The following is a 24,900-nucleotide window of genomic DNA, read 5'->3' as shown; positions in this document are numbered from 1 at the left end:
TAATTGCAATTTAATAAATTTTTATATGAAAATTAATTTTAAAAAGTTATTGACAAAGCAAGCAATACAAAGTAAAGTAGTAGAAGTCGTCACATGATGACAAAGCAAATTGGTCTTTGAAAATTAAACAGAGAAATAGGTAAAATAGCGAAATAATATTTCGCTTGACCAGTTAATTACTTTAGATAAAAAAGTATGTAATGAGCTTGCGTAACAACTTAACAGTTGTCGCAGATTATTCATTTCAAATAAAAAGTGTAAACTTTTAAATTGAGAGTTTGATCCTGGCTCAGGACGAACGCTGGCGGCGTGCCTAACACATGCAAGTCGAGCGATGAAACCCTTCGGGGTGGATTAGCGGCGGACGGGTGAGTAACACGTGGGTAACCTGCCTCAAAGAGGGGAATAGCCTCCCGAAAGGGAGATTAATACCGCATAATATGTTTTGGTCGCATGATTGAAACATCAAAGGATTTTTCTTTTAGAAAATTCCACTTTGAGATGGACCCGCGGCGCATTAGCTAGTTGGTGAGGTAACGGCCCACCAAGGCAACGATGCGTAGCCGACCTGAGAGGGTGATCGGCCACATTGGAACTGAGACACGGTCCAGACTCCTACGGGAGGCAGCAGTGGGGAATATTGCGCAATGGGGGAAACCCTGACGCAGCAACGCCGCGTGAATGATGAAGGCCTTCGGGTTGTAAAGTTCTGTCTTCTGGGACGATAATGACGGTACCAGAGGAGGAAGCCACGGCTAACTACGTGCCAGCAGCCGCGGTAATACGTAGGTGGCAAGCGTTGTCCGGATTTACTGGGCGTAAAGGATGCGTAGGCGGACATTTAAGTCAGATGTGAAATACCCGAGCTTAACTTGGGTGCTGCATTTGAAACTGGGTGTCTAGAGTGCAGGAGAGGTAAGTGGAATTCCTAGTGTAGCGGTGAAATGCGTAGAGATTAGGAAGAACACCAGTGGCGAAGGCGACTTACTGGACTGTAACTGACGCTGAGGCATGAAAGCGTGGGGAGCAAACAGGATTAGATACCCTGGTAGTCCACGCCGTAAACGATGAATACTAGGTGTCGGGGGTCGAACCTCGGTGCCGCAGTTAACACAATAAGTATTCCGCCTGGGGAGTACGATCGCAAGATTAAAACTCAAAGGAATTGACGGGGGCCCGCACAAGCAGCGGAGCATGTGGTTTAATTCGAAGCAACGCGAAGAACCTTACCTAGACTTGACATCCCCTGCATAACCCAGAGATGGGCGAAGTCCTTCGGGACAGGGTGACAGGTGGTGCATGGTTGTCGTCAGCTCGTGTCGTGAGATGTTGGGTTAAGTCCCGCAACGAGCGCAACCCTTATCATTAGTTGCTACCATTTAGTTGAGCACTCTAGTGAGACTGCCCGGGTTAACCGGGAGGAAGGTGGGGATGACGTCAAATCATCATGCCCCTTATGTCTAGGGCTACACACGTGCTACAATGGTGAGTACAAAGAGATGCAAGACCGCAAGGTGGAGCCAAACTCAAAAACTCATCCCAGTTCGGATTGTAGGCTGCAACTCGCCTACATGAAGCCGGAGTTGCTAGTAATCGCGAATCAGCATGTCGCGGTGAATACGTTCCCGGGCCTTGTACACACCGCCCGTCACACCATGAGAGTTGGTAACACCCGAAGTCCGTGAGGTAACCGTAAGGAGCCAGCGGCCGAAGGTGGGATTGATGATTGGGGTGAAGTCGTAACAAGGTAGCCGTAGGAGAACCTGCGGCTGGATCACCTCCTTTCTAGGGAGTAGATGCAAAGACTTCGGTCAATGCAACAAGAAGAATTTATTCTTCAAAATGTCTACTGTAATTACTCGTAACCTATTCTCTGTTTAATTTTGAGAGACTAATTTTAGTTAACTCTTTGGAGTTGACTAATAGATAGTTTTTCTAAAAATGTTCTTTGAAAATTGCACAGTGAAATTAAAGTTGTTTTAATAAGTTAAAGCCATGTAAGTGGTGTATAGATGAATTTAATACAATTTCGCAAAATGAATTAAAACGTTTATGTAAATAGACGAAATTATCTACGCAAGTAGATAAAGATAAAGGTTAAGCTACAAAGGGCGCATGGCGAATGCCTTGGCACTAGGAGCCGAAGAAGGACGCGTTAAGCTGCGATAAGCTTTGGGTAGGCGCAAATAGCCAGTGATCCAAAGATTTCCGAATGGGGGAACCCACATAGTAACAACTATGTACTGCATACTGAATAAATAGGTATGCAGAGGTAGACCCGGGGAACTGAAACATCTAAGTACCCGGAGGAAGAGAAAGAAACATCGATTTCCTAAGTAGCGGCGAGCGAAAGGGAAAGAGCCCAAACCTAGGTCTTTGACCTAGGGGTTGAGGATAGATCATAAATACTGCAATTCCTTAATTGAAGATAGCTGGAAAGCTGCTCCGCAGAAGGTAATAGGCCTGTAAATGAAAAGGAAAAACAGTCAGATCTAATCCAGAGTACCACGAGACACGTGAAACCTTGTGGGAAGCAGGGAGGACCACCTCCCAAGGCTAAATACTACCTAGTGACCGATAGTGAAGAAGTACCGTGAGGGAAAGGTGAAAAGAACCCCGGAAGGGGAGTGAAATAGAACCTGAAACCGTGTGCCTACAACCGGTCGGAGCACTTTTTATGTGTGACGGCGTGCTTTTTGTAGAACGAGCCAACGAGTTACGATATGTAGCAAGGTTAAGTACTTAAGGTACGGAGCCGAAGGGAAACCAAGTCTGAATAGGGCGCTGTGAACGTAAGTTCACGAAGTTGCATGTCGTAGACCCGAAACCGGGTGACCTATCCATGGCCAGGATGAAGCGGAAGTAAAATTCCGTGGAGGTCCGAACCACGTTGGTGTTGAAAAACCATGGGATGAGCTGTGGATAGCGGAGAAATTCCAATCGAACTCGGAGATAGCTGGTTCTCCTCGAAATAGCTTTAGGGCTAGCGTCGATTAATTGAGTAATGGAGGTAGAGCACTGAATGGGCTAGGGGCTGACAACAGTTACTGAACCCTATCAAACTCCGAATGCCATATACTTTTATTTCGGCAGTCAGACTGCGAATGATAAGATCCGTAGTCAAAAGGGAAACAGCCCAGACCATCAGCTAAGGTCCCAAAGTGTAAGTTAAGTGGAAAAGGATGTGGGATTTCTAAGACAACTAGGATGTTGGCTCAGAAGCAGCCACTCATTCAAAGAGTGCGTAATAGCTCACTAGTCAAGAGATCCTGCGCCGAAGATGTCCGGGGCTAAAACTTACCACCGAAGCTATGGGTGTACACTATGTGTACGCGGTAGAGGAGCTTTCTGTACTGGCTGAAGTCATACCGTAAGGAGTGGTGGACGGTACAGAAGTGAGAATGTTGGCATAAGTAGCGAGAGTTAAGTGAGAATCTTAACGGTCGAAAACCTAAGGTTTCCTGAGGAAGGCTCGTCCTCTCAGGGTTAGTCGGGACCTAAGCCGAGGCCGAAAGGCGTAGGTGATGGACAATCGGTTGATATTCCGATACCACCAATGGACGTTATTAGAAATGGGATGACGCAGGAGGATAAGATGTGCACACTATTGGATGTGTGTCTAAGCATTTAGGCGGAGCAAGCAGGCAAATCCGTTTGCTCGGAACGTTGAGATGTTATGGGGAAGGGAATTTATTCCTGAAGTATCTGATTCCACGCTGCCAAGAAAAGTCTCTATCGAGGATATTGGTGCCCGTACCGCAAACCGACACAGGTAGGTGAGGAGAGAATCCTAAGACCATCGGAAGAATTGCTGTTAAGGAACTCGGCAAATTGACCCCGTAACTTCGGGAGAAGGGGTGCCTACGAAAGTAGGTCGCAGAGAATAGGCCCAAGCAACTGTTTAGCAAAAACACAGGTCTCTGCTAAAGCGAAAGCTGATGTATAGGGGCTGACGCCTGCCCGGTGCTGGAAGGTTAAGGGGATTACTTAGCGCAAGCGAAGGTATGAACTTAAGCCCCAGTAAACGGCGGCCGTAACTATAACGGTCCTAAGGTAGCGAAATTCCTTGTCGGGTAAGTTCCGACCCGCACGAATGGCGTAATGATTTGGGCACTGTCTCAACAGCACATCCGGCGAAATTGTAGTGCCAGTGAAGATGCTGGCTACCCGCGATTGGACGGAAAGACCCCGTAGAGCTTTACTGTAGCTTAGCATTGAATTTCGGTATTGTCTGTACAGGATAGGTGGGAGACTGAGAAACATGGGCGTCAGCCTGTGTGGAGTCATCCTTGGGATACCACCCTGACAGTACTGAGGTTCTAACTGGAGGCCATGAATCTGGTCACAGGACATTGTTAGGTGGGCAGTTTGACTGGGGCGGTCGCCTCCAAAAAAGTAACGGAGGCGCTCAAAGGTTCCCTCAGCGCGGTTGGAAATCGCGCGAAGAGTGCAAAGGCAGAAGGGAGCCTGACTGCGACACCTACAAGTGGAGCAGGGACGAAAGTCGGACTTAGTGATCCGGTGGTACCTCGTGGGAGGGCCATCGCTCAACGGATAAAAGCTACCTCGGGGATAACAGGCTGATCTCCCCCAAGAGTCCACATCGACGGGGAGGTTTGGCACCTCGATGTCGGCTCGTCGCATCCTGGGGCTGAAGTAGGTCCCAAGGGTTGGGCTGTTCGCCCATTAAAGCGGCACGCGAGCTGGGTTCAGAACGTCGTGAGACAGTTCGGTCCCTATCCGTCGCGGGCGTAGGAAATTTGAAGGGAGCTGTCCTTAGTACGAGAGGACCGGGATGGACAAACCTCTGGTGCACCAGTTGTCACGCCAGTGGCATCGCTGGGTAGCTATGTTTGGAAGGGATAAACGCTGAAAGCATCTAAGCGTGAAGCCCACCCTGAGATGAGATTTCCCATAACTCGTGCGTAAGCACGGTGTTAGTAAGACTCCTGGAAGAACACCAGGTTGATAGGTTAGAGGTGTAAGCATGGTAACATGTTCAGCTGACTAATACTAATAAGTCGAGGGCTTGACCTTAATATAAGTAAAAATAATGCGATATACTTCTTTTGTAAAAAGAAGCGAAGGCTTTGAGCGTAAGCGAAAAGACTATTTCACTGTGCAATTTTGAGAGAATATATATTTTCTCAATCTGGTGATTATGGCATGAAGGTAACACCCCTTCCCATACCGAACAGGTCGGTTAAGCTTCAATGCGCCAATGGTACTGCAGGGGTAACTTTGTGGGAGAGTAGGTCGTCGCCAGGTAAACAAAAAACCACTAAGTCTAACTTAGAGGTTTTTATTTTGCGTAAATATAATTAGTTTAAATGGCAAGCTACAAAGTGGTTTGTACATATCTCTTTATATTCTGGAACTTGTTCACTGCATATAGGCTTAGCATAGGAACATCTTGCACGAAACCTACAGCCACTTTATCGGCTATTTCCGCTATTACATCTAAATCGTGAGTTATAAATATAATAGAAGTTTTTTAACTTGTTACTTATTAATAAGTATAGTATTTTAGCTTGGATTGTAACATCTAAAGCAGTGGTGGGTTATCTGATACTAAACTACGCTAGGGTTACAACATAGAGGCATAGCTATCATTATACGTTGTCTCATGCAACTACTCAACTCATGGGCTCTTGATATATCATAGAAATTTCATTTCCTCTTATTTTACACATTTCTTTTTCATATGTTAGTTCTTTTTTTATAATTAAATCACAAAAAGTGGCTATGAAATTTCATAACCACTTTTTGCGATTTGATTATTAATTATTTTATTAATGGTTGAATACTATCAAATAAATCTTTACTAGCTTCTATTGCTTTGGTATTACCAAAGGTTGTAATTTTATTTTCGTTTAATCCATCTTCAAACATTTGAGCATAGGATTTTAGATCATCAGTAGTTGTATTTAGAATTTTATTTATACAATTTTGACGATAATCATCGTTTACTCCACTAAAGTATAAACCATCAGACTGAGAAGCTTTTTCATATATTGATTTTGGTGTATAGTAACCTTTTAAAGCATCTAATTTATATTGATTTAATTGCATTGGTGATATCTTATCAGCATTTCTCAAAAATTCAGATATCATTTTTATATCTTGGAAAGATTCTTTAACTCTTGGGTCTCTATAAGTAAATATAGACATTTCTCCAGTCTCATCAGCTGATAGATAAGCACCATATGCACCACCTTTAACTCTCAAAGTATCCCATAAGAATGAGTTTACAAGAGGAGTCAATACTTGAAGGCTTCCTTTAGCATTGTATCCTAAATCTTTGTAGTTAAAAGATTGAATGTTATAGTTGATAGGAGCTTCAATTGTATATGCTTCTTTTTTGCTATTAAATTTAAATTTATAATTCTGAGTAGTTAATTTATCAGAAGGAAGATTAGCAATAATGTTTGCTAAGTTATTATGGAACTTGTTAAATTCATTATCATCAGCAGTTAAACTTAAAGTTAAATTGTTTTTATTGAAAATAGTTTTTGAAACCTCTTCAAGATTTTTAACTATTCCATCATAGTTTATATCGAAATTTTTACTTAATTCACTAATGAAATTATAGTATTCCACACCCTCTAAGCTATTCATATATGCAGAATATGCACTGTTATTACTTGAATTCTTATTGAGTGCTAAAGAGATAGCATTGTTTGCAATTGAAGAATCTAAGTTTGTTTTAATGTTATTTATTGTTTGTTTTAATTTTTCTTTGTCATTTATTTTAGTATCCTTAATGACATCTAACATTAGGTTTATTGCATTTGGTGCATTTTCGTTTAAAGAAGTTGCACTTACTTGCAGGGTTGGAGCATAAGTGTTTTTATGATTAATTGAAGAATAAGCTTGTGCCGAAATACTAAGACCATTTGAGTATTTTGCACTTAATTTTGTTAATTCATCTTGAGTGTGAGTTTTTGTATCCATATTACCAAGTAAGGAAGATAATAATTTTATATAAGGAATTTGAACTTGCTTAACTGATGTTGTATCAAAGTGTAATGATAAATTGTTTGTTCCATTTGTATACATTGGATGATAAAGTACTTTAACTCCATCTACACTTTTTAGCTCAAGTGGTGTTTTAGTGATTTTAGGAGTTAGAGAATCAACATTAATCATTGGAAGCTTTGATAATACTTCAGGTGACTCAGGCGTTGATTGCCACTGCTTTAATTCAAGGTTTGATTTAATTAATGCATTTAAATCGTCTTTACTTAAAGATGCTTTATAGTCCGCTAATTTTTTTACTTCTGATTCTTTTTCTTTATCATTTAAACCAGGTACCGCTTTAAATGTTACTAAAGAGGTGAATTTGTTATTTACAAATTTATCATCAATTATCTTTTCAAAATAACGAGTTTTAGAAGCGTTTTTTAAAGTTTCCATCATTGCATCATTGGATTTAAAGGGTGATAACATATTTGTATCATAAGCAAAACCCATGCTAACAAGACCATATAATGATTTTCCAGTCTCTTTAGTATATGCTTTACCAAGCTTATCAGATAATTCAAAGCTATTTAAGGTAGAATCTAATAATTCTTTATCAATACCTTGTTTTGATATTTCTTTTAATGAATTCATAACTGTTTTTTCGAATAAATCTTTTTGCTTTCTATCTGTGTTAGATGCCAAAATTGTTGTAACACATTGTGCTTGTCCAGGATTTGAAAATGCACTTATATTTTGAAAACCAGCAGCTCTTAAGTCTTTGTGTAAAATTGAGTTTTCATTATTTAAAACTAAAGATGTAAATAATTGAGTACCTACTAATTGTTCTAAATTAGAAGCATCACCAGTAACAAAGTTTAACGTAAGATAGTCTTTATTATCTGCTGGTTGTTCTTTTGGAATTCCGTATTCTGCTTCATAGTACTTTCTTTCAGTAAATGGTGTTTGCTTAACTATTGTTGAGTCAACAGTAGTTTTGGTAATTTTGCTTAAAAAGCTCTCATCAATATGTTTTAATTTATCATCTAAAGGTGTATCACCATATATGAATATAAAACTATTCGATGGATTATAATATTTTTTATAAAAATCAACAAGTTCTTTATATGATAATTTAGTTATATTCTTTGGGTCCCCACCAGATACAAAATTGTAGGTTGTATTAGGAAGTAAACTTCTATTAATTGCAACTATTAGTTGTTGCTCAGGTGAACTCATTGCACCTTTCATTTCATTAAGTACAACACCTGTATCTTCAATTGGATTTTTCTCATCAGTTATTTCATGATGCCAAGCTTCTTCTCTAAAAATATTTTCTGAGGATTGAACTCTTGCATTATAAACTATATCAAGATATACATCCATTAGATTATTAAATTCTTGCTCATTTACTGTAGCAAATGGATAGAAGGTTCTATCAGCTTGTGTATATCCATTCATTTCGTTGGAAAGAGAACCATTTAAAAAATATGTAAGTAGTTGTTTAACAGGATATTTATTAGAGCCACCCATTAACAGTGAATGTTCTAATATGTGTGGTTTACCAGTATTATCGTCAGTAGGTGTTCTGAAAGTTACTGCGAAGTATTTATTTTCGTCAGCATTTTTAAACTGAACAAGTCTAGCACCACTTTTTACATGCTCAAATATTCTGCCTACAGCATTATAGTCTTTTAACTTACCATCTTCAATAAGCTTAAAGCCATGATAAACTTGACCAACCTTATAGTTTTCCAAAAGTTCTTTAGTAACAGTTTTAACTGCTGCTACTTGTGTAGTGGTTGTTTTTGCACTTACAGAAATAATAGGATTTGCTAGTGTTCCCATAAGGAACATAATAGTAAGAGCGCTACAAAAAATTCTTAATTTTTTCATTTTTTCCCCCTAGTATATTTAAATTTTACCATATTAAATTTAAAGTGTATTATTTTATACAGTATTATATATAATACTCCTTATTTTGGCAAATTTCAACTTAATAATCTTAAAAATGGGGGGGAATGGTTTTTAAATTACAGACTACCTAAATTAGTTCTGAAATTTGCTTTATAATTTGAGCTGTATTATTGAGTTCAGCTATACTACTATTAATTTCTTCAATACTTGCAGCTTGTGTTTCAAAAAGTTTGTTATTCTCATATAAGTTATTTGTAATACTTTCAATTGAAGTTTTAAGTTTGTTTAAAACAGTGTTAATCTCTTTTATAGACTGACTACTAGAACTTGATAGATTTCTTATTTCATTAGCAACAACACCAAAGCCTTTACCTAGTTCTCCAGCTCTGGCTGATTCTATTGCAGCATTTAGACCTAATAAATTTGTTTGTTTTGATATGTTTTGAACAAAACCTATAATTTCATCGGTCTTTTTCATATACTCATTGGTTTCATTTACTTCATCTAATATATTATTACTAGATATAGCTACATCTTGTATTGCAGATGACACACCGCCAATAACATTTGAAATTTCATTAAAAGAACTTATAAAAGTTTCAGCATGAGTGTTTATATCATCGCCCCAAGCTCTTTTACCTATAGCTATACTGCCTATTATTTTCCCGGATCTATTTTTTATAGGTGTTGCTACAGCTTTTATAGCTACACCAAAGTATTCTTTAGATAAAATTTTTATTATTGTTTTATTTTCTTGCATACATTGATAGGCAGGGATATCCTTTGGTAATATATCTCCTTCACCATAATTTCCACCTGGAGCAGATTCATTTTTTACGATTTTAATTATTTTTTCCGTGTCAGAAAGTAATAAACTTAAATCATTATTAAATAGTGCACTAATAGAAGGTAGTAAAAAACCTATGTTTAGAAGTATGTCCTCATCTTCAAAAATATTCATATACAAAAACTCCTTTTTTACTTAATATTTTCATTATAGAGTAATTAATAATAAAAAACAAACAAAAAACGAATAAAAAAATATCAGTGTCTGTTCTATGATATTACTCATAATGCTACCTTTTCAATTTTGATATATATAGGTGAATAATACTTTAGTTCAATGACATAATAATGGCTAATGCTCTTTTAAATATTAGAATTAATTAAGTTGATATTTAATGATATAATTGTATAGAAAAGTAGTTTTAAAATAAATATAAAGGTGTGTTGAAATGAAAGAACTAATTAATGCAATCCATAAAATTATGCAGCAGGAGATTATAAAATTAGTTATAAGCAATAAAATGAATGTGGATGTGCCCTACAATAAAATAACATTTGTATTAAAGGAAAATGATGCGAAACAATATTATCAAATAGAAAAATCCACTGACAAGCAAGTTTTTCATGAAAATATTGATATGGATATTTTAGAAGAAAAACTTTTAGAATATGTATCATCTAATTATAAACAAGTTGATGCTTGGTCAAATGCAGCTACATTTGAATTGAAAATATCTAAAAAAGGTAAAGTTCATTTGGGTATGAAAAAAAGTGATAATGTAAAACTGGTTAATAAGGAACATAACAAAGAAAAAAATTATATTCTTAAAGAGGGAATGATAATAGAGCCTCTTATAGATTTAGGTATTTTTACAAAAGAAGGCAGAGTTGTTAATTCAAAATATGATAAGTATAAGCAAATAAACAGGTTTGTTGAAATTATCGATGATGAGATTAAGAATAATGATTTTAAGGAACTTACTATATTAGATTTTGGTTGTGGGAAGTCTTATTTAACCTTTGTACTATATTACTATTTTGTACAAATTAAAAAGATTAATGTAAAAATGATTGGACTTGATCTTAAGGAAGATGTAATTGAAAAATGTAATGATATAGCTAAAAAATATAATTATGAAAACTTACATTTTGAGCTAGGGGATATAAATGGGTTCAAATATAATAATAAGGTTGATATGGTTATTACATTGCATGCATGTGATACAGCTACCGATTATGCACTATATAATGCAATAAAGTGGGATAGCAAGATGATTTTCTCTGTTCCTTGCTGTCAACATGAAATTAATAGCCAAATTAGAACAGAGTCATTATCAATATTAACAAAGTATGGAATAGTTCAAGAAAGGATTTCAGCACTTATGACAGATTCAGTAAGAGCCAATCTTTTAGAATGCGTTGGATACAAAACTCAGCTTCTAGAATTTATAGATATATCGCATTCTCCTAAAAATATATTAATTAGAGCTTCAAAAGCTAATATATCTGTGGATAAAAGAGAAAAAGCACTAGCAGAAGTTAATGCTTTAATGAATCAATTTAATCTAAATCCAACCTTATTCAATTTATTAAAAAAAGATAATTTAATTTAATTTTTATAATTAACTTTATATTAGTAGAAGAAAAAATACAAAAGAAAGTAGAGGAGATGTAAAAATGCTAACAATATATGCAGTATCGGATTCAATAGGAGAAACAGCAGAACTTGTAGCTAAATCAGTAGCAAGTCAGTTCCCAGATAGTGTAATAGTGAAAAAAATACCACATATGAAAACAGCTGAGGATGTTAATAATTTTATTAGTAAAATAGATACTAATTCCAAAGCAATGGTTATTTCAACTATAATTATGGTAGATGTAAAAGAATTTTTAGTTCAAAGATGCGTAGAAAAAGGGATATTTGTATCAAATGTTTTAGGACCAGGAATAGGCCTGGCTGCTAAGTTATTAAATAAACAGCCAGAATATATTCCAGGTGCAATATGGAACATGGATGAGGAGTATTATAAAAGAATAGAAGCTATGGAGTTTGCTATACATTATGATGATAGTCGGGATTATAATGGAATAAAATATGCGGACGTAGTTCTTATAGGCGTCTCAAGAACTTCAAAAACTCCATTATGTATGTATTTAGCTAATAAGGGAATTAAAGCAATAAATATACCTTTAATGCCAGAAATTCCTGTTCCAGAAGAGCTATACAGTATTCCTGGAAAGAAGATAATAGGGCTAAAAATAGATCCTTTTGTGCTTATTGAAATAAGAAAACATAGAATGGATAAATTTAATGGACTTAATTCTAGCTTCCAATATGCTAATGATGCAAGAATACTGGATGAGTTAGATTATGCAGAAAAAATAATGAAAAAAACAAGGTGCCTAACAATTGATGTTACTAAAAGGGCTATAGAGGATACAGCTTTGATTATTATGAAGAGCATAGGGCAGAATCAATAAGCAATTTGCCTTGGTGCAAGTTTACTAACCATTGAAAGGCCAACTGGAGATAAGAACATTTCTCCAACAGTGTGCAATGTATATGCGCCTATAAGCCAAAGGATATTCGCTTTAATTGCTGCATCAGCTGAATTACCTCTTTCCATTGCTGCACCAACCATAAGTGCAAAACCAATACCCAGTAGAATTAAGCCATACCCCATTTTAGTTGCAGTGGGGATGTGGCCTTTTGATCTTTTTGCAAGCCGTACAAAGAGCATTGCAAAAAGAGGACCAAGAACAACACATAAGAATGGATTTATAGATTGGAACCAACTTGTAGGCACTTCAAAACCACCTACGTTTCTGTTTATAAATTGATTTGTGTAAATTGTTAAGCTTGAACCAGCTTGTTCAAAGCCTGCCCAGAAAATAATTACAAAGAAAGAATAAAAATCGCAATAACGCTTTTCTTTTCATCTTTTGTTAAAACGCCTTTCTTAGCTTCAATGGAAGCTTTTTTCGCAGCAGCTTCTTTATTAAATGCTCCAACATCACCAAGAACTTTTTTAGCAAATAAAATATAAAGGATTGCATTCCTACTCCTGATGCAAGGAAACCATATTTATAACCATAACTTAATTATCTACAAATTGTAGTATAAGGCTATAATAGGATTTGTAGATAATGGAGTAATATTGTAGGAAATAGTAACCCGACAATTTGAGAAATTGAAATGGAAATTAAATATGTTGCTAACTCTTACTTGTAGGGTTGTAAAAAAAATGAATATTAAAAACAGATAAAAGAGGCAAAACTAATTACTACACTGAGGTCATGTCAGCGAAAAGTAGAAAGGAGAGAGTGGAAATGATCAAAAAGCCTAAAAGACTGGTAAATTTAATAGCTTTAACAACAGCAGTAGTTGTAGCAGTTACAGGAGCGTTTGTAGGTACTGCGCTAGGTAAAACAAAAGAAAATAAAAATTCCAATGATTTTGCAGTAATGGTTAAGGATAAGAGTTTATGGGCAGTGAATTTATCCAAATTAGACAAGGAAGTATTAGTAGATAAGGAGGGAGTATTTAAAAATCCTAGTATTTCGCCGGATGGAGTAAATGTTGCTTATACAAAAGATGAAAATCTTTATATAGCTGAAATTGACTTAATAAAAGGACAGAAAAAACCTATTAAAGTTGCGGACAAGGTGGTAAGTTATGCATGGGGAAAGGATACGGATTTAGCATACGGAACAGAAAAGGGTGGACTTAATGGGTTTAATTTAAAAACCCAAAAATCTTCTATTTATATTAAAAGTGAAGAATATTATGAAGATATGGTAAGTGATAAAAAGGGAAATATATATGGAGAAGTATATAGACATTACACAAAGGATGATGGTCAATATATTGAACCAAAAGGACTTATAAGATATGATTTAGATTTAGCTAAGGAAAGTTTAATAGTAAAATCTAAGCCTTGGAATGGTGAAACAGGAGATATGGGTTTAGCGCCTAGGGCTGCCGGAGTTTCAAAGGATGGAGCTTATGTTTATATATGGTGCAGGGTTCGCTCCGGATCAACAAACGCTGATGGAGTTCCTTTTGGAGTGTATGATGTGAAAAATAATAAGTTTACACCTTTTAGTAATGAACAAGTATATGCATTAGCTTATAAAGATAATTTAGCTATAAATCCTATAGATGGAAAGATGCCTGTGGTTAATAATGGTGGCGTAAGAGATATGAATGTTAACAAAACTATAGGAACGGTAGATGTAACAAATGGAATATTCAATCCTATTTTACCAGAGAACATGATATCTACTACTAAGGACCCATACAATATTATGGCTAAAGGTATGGTTACAATGACCCCATCTTTCTCACCAGATGGAAAAAAAGTTATATACTCAGCTTCTAATGCCAGTAGTGATGCTGAGCAGTGGTTAAAGGCACCACACAATATATATACTGTAGATTTGAAAACTAAAAATGTAGAAAAAATAACCAAAGGGAATAATTTTGATTTTGCGCCTAATTATATTTCTAAGGGATCAGGCATTGTATTCGCTAGAAAGACTGGTGAAAATATGATTTCTCTATTTAGACTAAAAGGAAATAAAGAGGAATGTATAGCAAAAGCTATTAAATTAGATGAGTATAGTTGGTATTATGGGCATTGCAAACTAGAAGAAAGTTTGGATATTTATACATTTAGTTAAATAAGCCTCAATAATTATTGAGGCTTATTTAACTTACATAGCTTTTATTTATAATTTTATTATTCCAATTGAATTAAAAAAAACAATAATAAGAAGGCATGGTGATATAAATTTAATAAATATATATATAATATTTAGAACAAGATCATTATTTAAGGTTCCTTGATTTGATAGCTCTAGTTTAAAATCTTCTTTTTTAGCAAAGTACCCAACGTAAATTGCTATCAAAAGCCCTCCTATTGGGAGTAATATATTAGAAGATATAAAATCGAAGGAATCGAAAAATCCTCTTTGTCCTAGTATATGAATATTACCAAGGACACTTGTGGGATGAGCGGATAATGTTGCAAGTATTCCAACTACCATCATTATGCTGGTTGTAAGTAATACTGAGTTCTTTCTACCAATACCCTTTTCCTCCGTAAAATACGCAACTGGAACTTCAACCATAGAAATCATTGCTGTTGTAGCTGCAATAGCGGTTAAAAAGAAAAATGCTACTAATAATACACTACCAAAAGGTATTTTTGAAAATACAAGTGGTATGGTCTTAAATAGAAGCCCAGGACCTTCACTAGGTGTCAAACCAAAGGAGAATACAGCTGGGAATATTGCAATCCCTGCCAGTATGGAAATTAAAGAGTCAGATAGTGCAACTTTTGCTGAAGTTGCTATCATATTATTACTCTGAGTGAAATAACTTCCATAAGTAAGCATTGTTCCCATTCCCAATGATAATTTGAAAAATGCCAAACCAAGAGCAGCGAGTATTACAGGTCCAGTTAGTTGCGTAAAATCAACATGGAATAAAAATTTTAAGCCTTGAGATGCACCTGGAAGTGTTAATGCTCTTATATCACAGATAAGAATTAATATAAATAACACCGGCATAAGCGTTTTTGTTATTCTTTCAATTCCATTTTTAACTCCTGCAATTAGAATTATCGAAACCACGCAGAGAACTATAAACTGCCATATAATTGGAGATAGTGGTCCGACTAAAGTGGACATGAATTTTGTGTTGGCTGTAACCAAAGTAACTCCAGCAAAATCACCCTTTATTGCTTTGAAAACATAGGAATAAACCCACCCAGCAACAGAGCTGTAAAAAAATGCGATTAGAAATGCTGAAGTTACCCCCATAAATCCAATAGTTTTCCAGCCTTTAGAAGCATTTAACTTTTTAAAAGCTCCCACTGCATTTTTTCTAGACTTCCTACCAATGTAAAATTCACATGACATAATTGGAATACCAACTAACACAACACATAAAAGGTACACTAAGAGAAACGCTCCTCCGCCATTTGACCCAATTAAATAAGGAAATTTCCATATGTTACCTAGACCTACTGCTGAACCCAATGTTGCAAAAAAAACTGCAAACCCTGTTGAAAATGTTTCTCTTTTATTCTTCTCCTCCATTACATATCACTCCTTTTTATATTTAATTAAATCATAATCTGCGAAGCTGTAATGCTAACGACTGCAGAAGGAGATTTATCTCCTTGTAGACCGCTGGGGCAGATAACAATTATCAATTGTTATCCCCCAACTGAAGTTTTATATTTGTTATAGAATGTAATTCCTTCTTATATAAGTTGGGGACTTTCCTTCTGAAATGTCGTTAACCAGTCATCTCTATTGTTGGGAGAAAACTGGTTGAAGTGAATCAAATTTATATTTGGTGCAGTAGCCTAAAATAATATAAAAAAATAGACATGTCTTTTCACTATGACGCGAAAAGATGTCCGCGGTACTGCTTAAATTTATAACTCTAATTTTGACAGAATAATCCTAAAAAAATTATACTTGTTTTTAACTTTCAACTTTAGGTTTATTTTCTGTAAACAATAGCTTTTCCAGCATTTTTAACACTATAACATGTATATATTATTAAATCAACAGAAAAATGAAATATTAAAAACTATTTCCTTCAATTTTCTCATATTTACCTTTAGTTAATAGATTACAGATTATAATAGTTTTCAACAAACTTCACTTAAAAAGATGCTAATATAATGAACAAAAAACATTTAAATTAAATGCTCACCTTTTTCTTTACGTTGTCCCTTATTTTAGGAAAAATCAATATTATGGAAGTGAAAATAAATTTACAAAATGAAACATTAAATGCTAATTTTTGTCTTCCATTGGTTGCTTTTTATTGTAAATTTTGATACAATAATATTTATGAAAAATAAAAAGACATAAATGTTTTTTTTAGACAATAACCTTAGTTTTTCTAAGAGTTTTGGTGAAAACTTCATAGAAAAATTTGTAGAATAAAGAGAATATGTATTATTTTTACAATTACATATAATGCTCTTAATTTTAATTGAATATTTGTTCTAGGAGAGTATAAGTAAAAACTAATAATAATGATTACATGAATTAGGGGGAGATAGCTTTGGATATTATATCACTTATAGGTATGTTTTTAGCGGTGGGTTTTATTTTATTTGGAATATTGACAAGTGGATCTATTTTAACTTTTGTTGATATACCGTCTATACTTATAGTTATAGGAGGTACGGCGGGGGCCTTATTATTAAGTGCCAGAAAGAATAATGCAATGCAATTTGTAAAATGTTTTGGAATCGTATTTAAAGAAAAGGGAAAGCATGAAGTTGAAATTATAAACGGTTTGGTTGAATGGTCTACGAAAGCTAGAAAAGGAGGTCTTTTGGCTTTAGAAGAAGAAATACCTAAAATTGAGGACAAGTTTATTAAAACAGGTTTAATGATGATTATAGATGGTTCAGAGCCTGAAACTATAAAGAGGGTTCTTTCTATAAAGCTGAAAGGAACAGTTGAAAGGCATAGTAGTAACAGGGGATTAATGGATACGGGAGCATCCCTAGCACCAGCATTTGGTATGGTAGGAACTCTTATAGGGCTTGTAAACATGTTGAAAAGTTTATCAGATCCATCCACAATAGGACCGCAAATGTCTGTTGCCTTAATTACCACATTCTATGGTTCTTTAATAGCCAATGTAGTTTTTCTACCTATGTCAAAAAAGCTAAAGTCTAAAACAACAGCCGAAATATACCAAAAGGAAATGATAATTGAAGGACTTATGAGTATTCAAGCAGGTGAAAATCCTAATACCATAAAAACAAAGTTAATGGCATTCTATAACGACAAAGAAAATGAAGCAATTGATGCAAAAGTTAATAGTCAAGAATAGTATGTAAGGAGGACCATTATGGACGAAGAAAATAACTTTGACACAGAAGATGAGGGTATAAGTAATGAGTGGCTTGCAACTTATGGAGATTTAGTTACACTTTTAATGTGTTTTTTTGTACTTTTATATTCCATGGCTGTTATTGACCAAAGTAAAGCAAAGCAAGCTATGGCCTCTTTGAATAATATGGGGGCTTTTTCTCAACAATCAGGTACTAAGCCATCTGTAGGTAACGGCATGTTAGATAAAAATGTTGCAATTGTAGGCTCAGCAGAACAACAAATGGATAATCTTTATAAGGAAGTAAAAAAAATTGTAGACAAGAAAAATTTACAATCGTCTATTGAAGTTGAAAATCAAGCAAAAGGTGTTTTAATTAGATTTAAAGATGATATGATTTTTGACACAGCAAGTGCAGAATTAAAACCAGGAGCTAAAGTGATTTTGACACAAATGTCAGATGTATTAAAAAAATATAATAAGAATATAAAAGTAGAAGGGCACAGTGACAATATACCAATAAAAACTGGTAAATATGAAAGCAATTGGGAGCTTTCATCAGCTAGAGCAATAAGTGTAGTAAAGTTTCTAACTAGTGAAATTCCACCAGATAAACGCATAAAAGAACAAAGCTTCGAAGTGGCTGGATATGGAGCATTTAGACCTATAGTATCAAATGATACAGAAAAAAATAGACAAAAAAACAGAAGAATAGAACTAATCATAATTAAGTAATAGTATGATTTAATTATCTAATTATGACTTTATAAGTAGAATGAAATTCCCTGTAAAGTTTTTTTATTATATAGAAAACAGCTTGCGTAAAATTAACGGGCCAGATACTTTGTAAAACATAGTATCTGGTCTGTTTTTTTTAACTAAAAAGATTATTGAAGTAGGAGATTTGCCAGCGATATTACTCTGTAATCTATTAATGCTATTGTTAAGTTAGGTTTTTTTTGTTAAAATAGAATTGGTAAGGTATTTTAAGAATTTGTCCCAGTGGGATGAATTGGTTCCCAAGGACCTTAAGTCACAGTAAATTACCATCTACATATGGAAGGAGATAATATTATGATTTATTCAACAGAAGTTTCAGAAATGATGTGTGTTGCAAAAGGACCTAATCATGGATCTGCACCAATTCCTGAAGAAGGAAAATGGGTACAATCTAAAGAAATTAAAGATATCTCAGGTTTAACACACGGAATTGGTTGGTGTGCTCCTCAACAAGGTGCATGCAAACTTACATTAAATGTAAAAGAAGGCATAATACAAGAAGCATTAGTTGAGGTAATAGGATGTTCAGGTATGACTCACTCAGCTGCAATGGCATCAGAAATACTTCCAGGAAAAACTATTTTGGAAGCATTAAACACAGATTTAGTATGTGATGCAATAAATACAGCTATGAGAGAGTTATTCCTTCAAATTGTTTACGGAAGAACTCAAACAGCATTCTCTGAAGGTGGACTACCTATAGGTGCTGGACTCGAAGACTTAGGTAAGGGTCTTAGAAGTCAAGTTGGTACAATGTATGGAACACTAGCTAAGGGCCCAAGATATTTAGAAATGGCTGAAGGTTATGTTACTAATATAGCACTAGATCAAAACAATGAGATAATAGGTTATAAATTTGTTCAACTTGGAAAAATGATGGATATGATTAAAAAAGGTATGGATGCTAATGAAGCTATGGAAAAAGCTACTGGAAGTTATGGTAGATTTGATGAAGCTACAACAGTAATCGATCCAAGACAAAAATAATATAGAAGGAGGAATAATTAAATGGCTTTATTTGAAAGTTTTGAAAGAAGAATAGATCAAATAGTACCTGTATTAAACAAGTACGGAATAAATTCACTAGAAGAAGCAAGAACAATTTGTGAAGAAAAAGGTATAGATGCGTTTGATATAGTAAAAGGAATTCAACCTATAGCCTTTGATAATGCCTGTTGGGCATATACAGTAGGGGCTGCTATAGCAATTAAAAAAGGTTGCACAAAAGCGGCTGATGCGGCAGTATATATAGGAGAAGGACTTCAATGTTTCTGTATACCAGGTTCTGTTGCTGATGATAGAAAAGTTGGAATTGGACATGGTAATTTAGCAGCTATGCTTCTTCGCGAAGAAACTAAATGCTTTGCATTTTTAGCTGGACATGAATCATTTGCAGCGGCTGAAGGAGCAATTGGCCTTGCAAGAGCTGCCAATAAAGTAAGAAAACAACCTCTAAAAGTAATACTTAATGGTCTTGGAAAAGATGCAGCTTATATAATTTCAAGAATTAATGGGTTTACATATGTTCAAACAAAATTTGATTACTATACTAGTAAATTAGATATAGTTAAAGAAATAGCTTTTTCAACAGGAGAAAAATCTAAGGTTAGATGTTACGGATCAGATGATGTACGTGAAGGCGTTGCAATAATGCATTTTGAGGGAGTAGACGTTTCAATTACAGGAAACTCAACAAACCCAACAAGATTCCAACACCCAGTTGCTGGAACTTATAAAAAAGAATGCCAAGAACAAGGTAAGAAATTCTTCTCAGTTGCATCAGGTGGTGGTACTGGAAGAACTCTTCACCCAGACAATATGGCAGCAGGTCCTGCTTCATACGGAATGACTGATACTATGGGAAGAATGCATTCAGATGCACAATTCGCAGGTTCTTCATCAGTGCCAGCTCACGTTGAAATGATGGGACTTATCGGTATGGGAAATAACCCTATGGTTGGAGCTTCAGTTGCAGTTGCGGTTGCAGTTGAAGAGGCGATGAGTAAATAAATTTTTTGTTGTCAACAAACAATAAACATTAGTCTAGACTGTATAATTAGTGAAAGTTTTACTTTCACTAATTATACAGTCTTTTTTTTTACACCCACAACCCCTAACTGTCAGGTCTTAAAAAAATAAAAAACTAACCCGATCTCCAACACGCCACCCCACACAAAACAAATCATTCCTTGCCTCTTAATTCTTGCAAGTTTTCTCCTGCCTTTATTTCTACATTGTCTCGTATAGAATTAGGAATGTTTTTTTATTAACAGGATAAGTAAAGAGAATCTTCTTTTTTACACTAAAGAAACATCCCAATTGATGACTCTGTCTCTTCATAAAATGTATATCCTAAACTATTATAAACCGACAATGCTCTTTTATTTGCACTCCATACTTCCAAGCTTGATTCCTTAATATTCAAAGCTTTTAAACATTCGAAGGCTCTAAGTATTAAATTTTTACCAATACCTCGGTTTCTCCATTCCTTTGAAACAAACAAATCATCTACCCAACCATATTTGGTGTTTGACTCATTTTCTTTCACAATAATTATGATATTACCTAGGATTACACCTTCATGCTTGGCTGCTATACTCAGCCACTGATTTTCACTTCTCAATTTTTTTAAATCCTCTAAGGAATAACCCCCATTAAATACTTTATTTTGCTTTTCCACTAACTGGATTATCTCATCTTCGTCTATAAGCTCAAGTTTAACAAAATCAATACCATTAATATCTGCTATCTCGAAATTTTCCTCAGTTAACTCTTTTTTTATTATATGCATACCCTCATCGTACTTGAAACCTTCTTTAGAAGAATAATATGCAATATTCTCTTTGTTATCCGAAAAACAACAATGGTAGACCCTTACATCAATATCTTTGTTCTCTTCTTTTATAGCACGCGCGCGCTTCATTATTTCATCAAACATTTGATCTTTTAACAGAGTCTTATTTGCAACATCTGTCACCTTAATATCAATATAAATATTTAATCTAGGTTTTTCAGCTAAATCAGAATCCATAAAAGGTGAAATTACAGCTTCCCCTACTAATTTATTATCTTTGTCATAAGCTTCTAACATATGTTTTCTTTTACTATCTTTTATTGTATATATCATAATGTCCCCCTATTTTTAAATTTAATTTTTAATAATAATCTTATATCAGCTATCATTCTTTTCTTCTTTTAAATTTTTATAAACTATCTTTCTTATTGACTCACTACTCAAACAAAATATTTCTGATAACTCTTCTATATTTAAGCCTTCTTTGTATTTTTTATGAATTTCTCCATTTCTAAAGGTTATTTTTTGACGTGATCCACTCTTTACTCCCCAAGTTACTCTTACGTTATCAAGTTGAGGTATATAAATTCTTTCACCTTGTACATAATTTTGTATTTCTCTTAGTAGTTCAGGAGGAAACATATCCTTTGCATTTTTATAATTCAATAAATAAACCCCCTTGAATATAAATTTCTACTTACCTTTCTAGAATCATATCTACCCAAAATTCAAAAGGGGCAAACCCATTTTTTTCACAAGCGGAAATTGCATTCTGGCAATCTCTATTCAAGTAAATATAAACATTATCTTCTGAGGAACTCTTTGATAAATGTTTTATTGTTTTACCTAGAATATATTCGTTAACTCCATTGTTATCATAATCAGGGTGTACAGTAAAATTATCAATCCACACCTTTTCTGAATCTAATGATGGAATAATACCAGCAATAATACTTCCATTTGTAGTTTTTATGAATTTTGCATTATTGATGGTGAAGTCTTGTTTTAGCATTTCAAGAAATTCATCATAGGTGCAGTTTGTAAAATACTTCAGGTTTTTAATTGATTCGTTCTTATAATAAAAGTAAACAATATCCTCTAAAATATCATCAGAATAATTCACTAGTTCTAGGCCTTCTTTAAGGTTACTAACTTCACTCACAGGAAGGTCTGCTTGTCTCTTCATATACATTCTGTACTTAGGTTCAAATCCATTTCTTATTATTGTTGGTATGAGATATTGGGAAAGTGTTGGATAATATTCAATCTCACCATATTCAAGAGACTGAATAATGAATTTCTCTGAAGTATCTTCAGTAATAAACCACTCTTTAATGTTGGAAATAGATTTTTCAATTAAATCAAATCTTTTATCCCAACTTGATGGAAGAATTAGGGTTGCTCTTAAAGTATTATCTGCTTGAATTAAATGGTAAAGATGATAAAGGCAGTAACCCTCATCAAGATAATCAATTAAAAAAAGCCCCTTATCGTTATATGAATTATATCTATCAAAATCATGAAAAGGCATCTTGATAAATGGTAGCATAGGAATAAAGTTATTTTTTCCATATTCTATCTTTTGCGAGAATTCTTTCATAGTGTCTGATGTTATTTTTTTAATATTATACATAATAAACTACCTCCAAAATATTTGAAATAAGATGGTAATAGGATTATTATTGCATATATTAAATTGGAATAAAAGGTAAAAAATGATTGCACTAATTTTGTACCTCTTTGAATAAAAAATAAATGCAATTGTCAACTAACAATAAAGTGTACAGTCAGTGAAAGATTTCTTTTCACTGACTGTACAGCCTTTTTAATTTTACGGCCCAATTACTAATTGTCAGGTCTTAAAAAAATAGAAAATCCTTTAACGAATTTAAAATGCTTAAAAAATATAGAGCTGATTATTAAAGATGGTGAAATTGTAAAAAACGAATTAGGTATTTAAATAAAAATAGAATTTGGTCATTATTATATTAGGATAAGTTTAAAGAATACAAAAGATGATATTGCTCCCAGAGCTGACAACACTTTAGACGATGCATATTATTTGGCTGAATACCAAGTTTATGGTGATTTAGATGATATAGCAAAGTTTTTGAAGAAAATATTAGCAAGTATGATAGTTACTACATGATTTTCAAGGAGCAATTATGCAGCACTACTAAAAGATACCATTAGACATGGTTATTTTAGTACGATATAGTATACTTAGGTTTTGAAACGAGCCATATACTATCGTTAATGTGTCAATTGTGATGCTTGATAGTGAAATTCTTGAAGAAAATAATTAGTTTTTATATGTTGTAATTTATAGTTTTTATTATAAATGAGAGTATAAAAGAAGTTATTTAGTATTCAAGAACCACATTCATTTATGTGTGGGAGTTTCAGCGAGGAAATAGATTAATGATTTTTAAAATATAATTACAAGCAATTTAATCAATTATTAAGCCCCTTATTAGCTAATTAATATTGGAATTGTTTAAAGAAATTTTCAAAAAAACACAGGCTATTTTCCTGTATTTGTGTCTTTTTTTTTAAGTTTAACCCATGTCATAAGTAGCAATATCAATACTATTGTAAAAATACCTGATAATATAAAGCAAACTCTAGCCCCGTATTTCTCAGCTACAAATCCTGAAAATAAACTTCCTATAGGAGTGAATCCAGCAAACACAAGTGAATATACACTCATTACTCTTCCTCTGTATTCATCTTTAGAATTTAGCTGCAGCGTGGAATTAGCAGTGGTGGAAAAAAACATATTAAATATGCCTGTTATAGCTAAGCTTAGTGCAGTAAAATAATATAAATTGCTCATGCCAGTGACAATTAACATTATGCCAATTGCAATAGAGCTACCTATCATAAGAATTCTATTTGGACCGCCTTTACTTTTCAAGGAAACAAGAACTGCTCCAATAAGAGAACCTGCACCAAGGGCAGACAATAAAATTCCATAGGTTTTTGCATCCATATGCAGTATATTTTTCGTAAATACAGGTATTAAAACACTATAGTTAAAAACAAATATCCCCATAATACTAACTAATATTAAGGTTTCTAATAAAACGGGATTCTTTTTTATGTATCTAAGACCATTCACTATTTCCCTTAATATGCCTTCTTGCGAACTTTTCATTCTTACATAAGCCACTGCTTCAATGTGAACTAGCCCATAGATTACTGCCATAAAGCTAAAACCATTTAACAAAAAACACCATCCCGCGCCAAGGTATCCCATAAGCATAGCTCCAATAGCTGGTCCGATAATTCTTGCTAAATTAAAAGTAGCAGAATTTAAAGCAATGGCATTCATTAAATCTTCTTTTCCTACAATTTCCATATTAAAAGCTTGCCTAGTTGGCATATCTAGTGTATTGCAAAATCCAAGACATAGTGCTAGAACTAGTATGTATTCGTACTTCACAGTATGTGTAAATACTAATCCAGACAATATAAAAGCTAGTAGCATGGATATTGTCTGAGTGAAAATCAGTATTTTTTTCTTTGGAAACTTATCTGTTATTACCCCCGCAAACAATGAGAAAAAAGTTACTGGTAAAAACTGCAGGGTTCCAACAAGACCAAGCAAAAATGCAGAATCTGTTATGGAAAGCACTAGCCAAGATTGCCCTATGTTTTGTGTCCAAGTACCTATTAAGGAAACACATTGTCCAAGCCAAAAATATCTATAATTCTTATGTGTAAGAGCGTGAAAGTTATTGTTAATAAATCTCTTAGTAGAAGCGACTATATGCATTATTATCATCTC

General features: G+C 34.2%; 16 protein-coding genes, 3 rRNA genes and 1 pseudogene. 11 read left to right on the top strand and 9 right to left on the bottom strand.

Features of this window, described 5'->3' with window-relative positions; all coding sequences use genetic code 11:
- Positions 1–266: 266 nt before the first annotated feature.
- The 3 genes from G9F70_RS18885 to rrf all read left to right on the top strand — a co-directional run bounded on the left by G9F70_RS18885 (position 267) and on the right by rrf (position 5,268).
- Positions 267–1,785 (top strand): 16S ribosomal RNA (locus tag G9F70_RS18885).
- Between the two features lie 310 nt (positions 1,786–2,095).
- Positions 2,096–5,037 (top strand): 23S ribosomal RNA (locus G9F70_RS18880).
- A 114-nt stretch (positions 5,038–5,151) separates the two neighbouring features.
- Positions 5,152–5,268 (top strand): 5S ribosomal RNA (gene rrf / locus G9F70_RS18875).
- The 16S, 23S and 5S rRNA genes sit together here, the layout of an rRNA operon.
- 139 nt (positions 5,269–5,407) lie before the next feature.
- Here rrf and G9F70_RS18865 read toward each other — a convergent pair.
- From G9F70_RS18865 to G9F70_RS18855, 3 genes and pseudogenes are all read right to left on the bottom strand, one after another.
- Positions 5,408–5,655: pseudogene (locus G9F70_RS18865) on the bottom strand (peptide ABC transporter ATP-binding protein); the annotation flags it as partial.
- Between the two features lie 129 nt (positions 5,656–5,784).
- The gene (locus tag G9F70_RS18860; protein ID WP_164946989.1) at positions 5,785–8,856 is read right to left on the bottom strand and encodes an insulinase family protein; all 3,072 of its coding nucleotides are present in this window, start codon (positions 8,854–8,856) and stop codon (positions 5,785–5,787) included.
- A 148-nt stretch (positions 8,857–9,004) separates the two neighbouring features.
- A complete protein-coding gene (locus G9F70_RS18855; RefSeq protein WP_164946990.1) occupies positions 9,005–9,838 on the bottom strand; it encodes a methyl-accepting chemotaxis protein in 834 nt (277 codons plus the stop codon).
- Positions 9,839–10,112: 274 nt separating this feature from the next.
- Here G9F70_RS18855 and G9F70_RS18850 point away from each other — a divergent pair, with 274 nt between their 5' ends.
- Positions 10,113–11,276 carry a class I SAM-dependent methyltransferase gene (locus tag G9F70_RS18850; RefSeq protein ID WP_164946991.1) on the top strand — a complete coding sequence of 388 codons (1,164 nt, stop codon included), beginning with the start codon at positions 10,113–10,115 and terminating at the stop codon, positions 11,274–11,276.
- A gap of 64 nt (positions 11,277–11,340) precedes the next feature.
- Positions 11,341–12,144, top strand: coding sequence for a pyruvate, water dikinase regulatory protein (locus G9F70_RS18845; protein WP_164946992.1), 804 nt, complete (start codon positions 11,341–11,343; stop codon positions 12,142–12,144).
- Here G9F70_RS18845 and G9F70_RS18840 read toward each other — a convergent pair.
- Entirely contained in the window at positions 12,138–12,515 is a 378-nt protein-coding gene (locus tag G9F70_RS18840; protein ID WP_318011020.1) for a hypothetical protein, read from the bottom strand. The two genes, G9F70_RS18845 and G9F70_RS18840, sit on opposite strands and share 7 nt — an antisense overlap.
- An 18-nt stretch (positions 12,516–12,533) precedes the next feature.
- Between G9F70_RS18840 and G9F70_RS18835 the strand changes: the two genes are divergently transcribed.
- A complete protein-coding gene (locus tag G9F70_RS18835; protein WP_224617676.1) occupies positions 12,534–12,710 on the top strand; it encodes a hypothetical protein in 177 nt (58 codons plus the stop codon).
- A gap of 283 nt (positions 12,711–12,993) precedes the next feature.
- Positions 12,994–14,346 carry a PD40 domain-containing protein gene (locus G9F70_RS18830; RefSeq protein WP_164946993.1) on the top strand — a complete coding sequence of 451 codons (1,353 nt, stop codon included), beginning with the start codon at positions 12,994–12,996 and terminating at the stop codon, positions 14,344–14,346.
- Between the two features lie 48 nt (positions 14,347–14,394).
- Here the strand turns inward: G9F70_RS18830 and G9F70_RS18825 are convergent, their stop codons facing one another.
- On the bottom strand, positions 14,395–15,768 hold the full coding sequence (locus G9F70_RS18825) for a sodium-dependent transporter (RefSeq protein ID WP_164946994.1): 1,374 nt from the start codon (positions 15,766–15,768) through the stop codon (positions 14,395–14,397).
- A 985-nt stretch (positions 15,769–16,753) separates the two neighbouring features.
- Here G9F70_RS18825 and G9F70_RS18820 point away from each other — a divergent pair.
- From G9F70_RS18820 to G9F70_RS18805, 4 genes are all read left to right on the top strand, one after another.
- On the top strand, positions 16,754–17,536 hold the full coding sequence (locus G9F70_RS18820) for a motility protein A (RefSeq protein WP_164946995.1): 783 nt from the start codon (positions 16,754–16,756) through the stop codon (positions 17,534–17,536).
- Positions 17,537–17,554: 18 nt separating this feature from the next.
- The gene (locus G9F70_RS18815; RefSeq protein ID WP_164946996.1) at positions 17,555–18,271 is read left to right on the top strand and encodes a flagellar motor protein MotB; all 717 of its coding nucleotides are present in this window, start codon (positions 17,555–17,557) and stop codon (positions 18,269–18,271) included.
- A gap of 339 nt (positions 18,272–18,610) precedes the next feature.
- A complete protein-coding gene (locus G9F70_RS18810) occupies positions 18,611–19,303 on the top strand; it encodes an iron-sulfur cluster assembly scaffold protein (RefSeq protein ID WP_164946997.1) in 693 nt (230 codons plus the stop codon).
- Between the two features lie 21 nt (positions 19,304–19,324).
- Entirely contained in the window at positions 19,325–20,326 is a 1,002-nt protein-coding gene (locus G9F70_RS18805; RefSeq protein WP_164946998.1) for a GGGtGRT protein, read from the top strand.
- 292 nt (positions 20,327–20,618) lie between these two features.
- Here G9F70_RS18805 and G9F70_RS18800 read toward each other — a convergent pair whose 3' ends face one another.
- From G9F70_RS18800 to G9F70_RS18785, 4 genes are all read right to left on the bottom strand, one after another.
- Complete coding sequence (locus tag G9F70_RS18800; RefSeq protein ID WP_164946999.1) at positions 20,619–21,443, bottom strand: GNAT family N-acetyltransferase; 825 nt, start codon at positions 21,441–21,443, stop codon at positions 20,619–20,621.
- 45 nt (positions 21,444–21,488) lie between these two features.
- A complete protein-coding gene (locus G9F70_RS18795) occupies positions 21,489–21,776 on the bottom strand; it encodes a CD3324 family protein (protein WP_164947000.1) in 288 nt (95 codons plus the stop codon).
- 31 nt (positions 21,777–21,807) lie between these two features.
- Positions 21,808–22,743, bottom strand: coding sequence for a GNAT family N-acetyltransferase (locus G9F70_RS18790; RefSeq protein WP_164947001.1), 936 nt, complete (start codon positions 22,741–22,743; stop codon positions 21,808–21,810).
- Between the two features lie 891 nt (positions 22,744–23,634).
- On the bottom strand, positions 23,635–24,888 hold the full coding sequence (locus G9F70_RS18785) for an MFS transporter (RefSeq protein WP_164947002.1): 1,254 nt from the start codon (positions 24,886–24,888) through the stop codon (positions 23,635–23,637).
- Positions 24,889–24,900 lie beyond the last annotated feature (12 nt).

The organism is Clostridium sp. FP1 (assembly GCF_011065975.2).
GTDB lineage: Bacteria > Bacillota > Clostridia > Clostridiales > Clostridiaceae > Clostridium_AD > Clostridium_AD tagluense.
The sequence above is the reverse complement of the archived record's forward strand: the minus strand, read 5'-3'. Positions and strand labels throughout refer to the sequence as shown.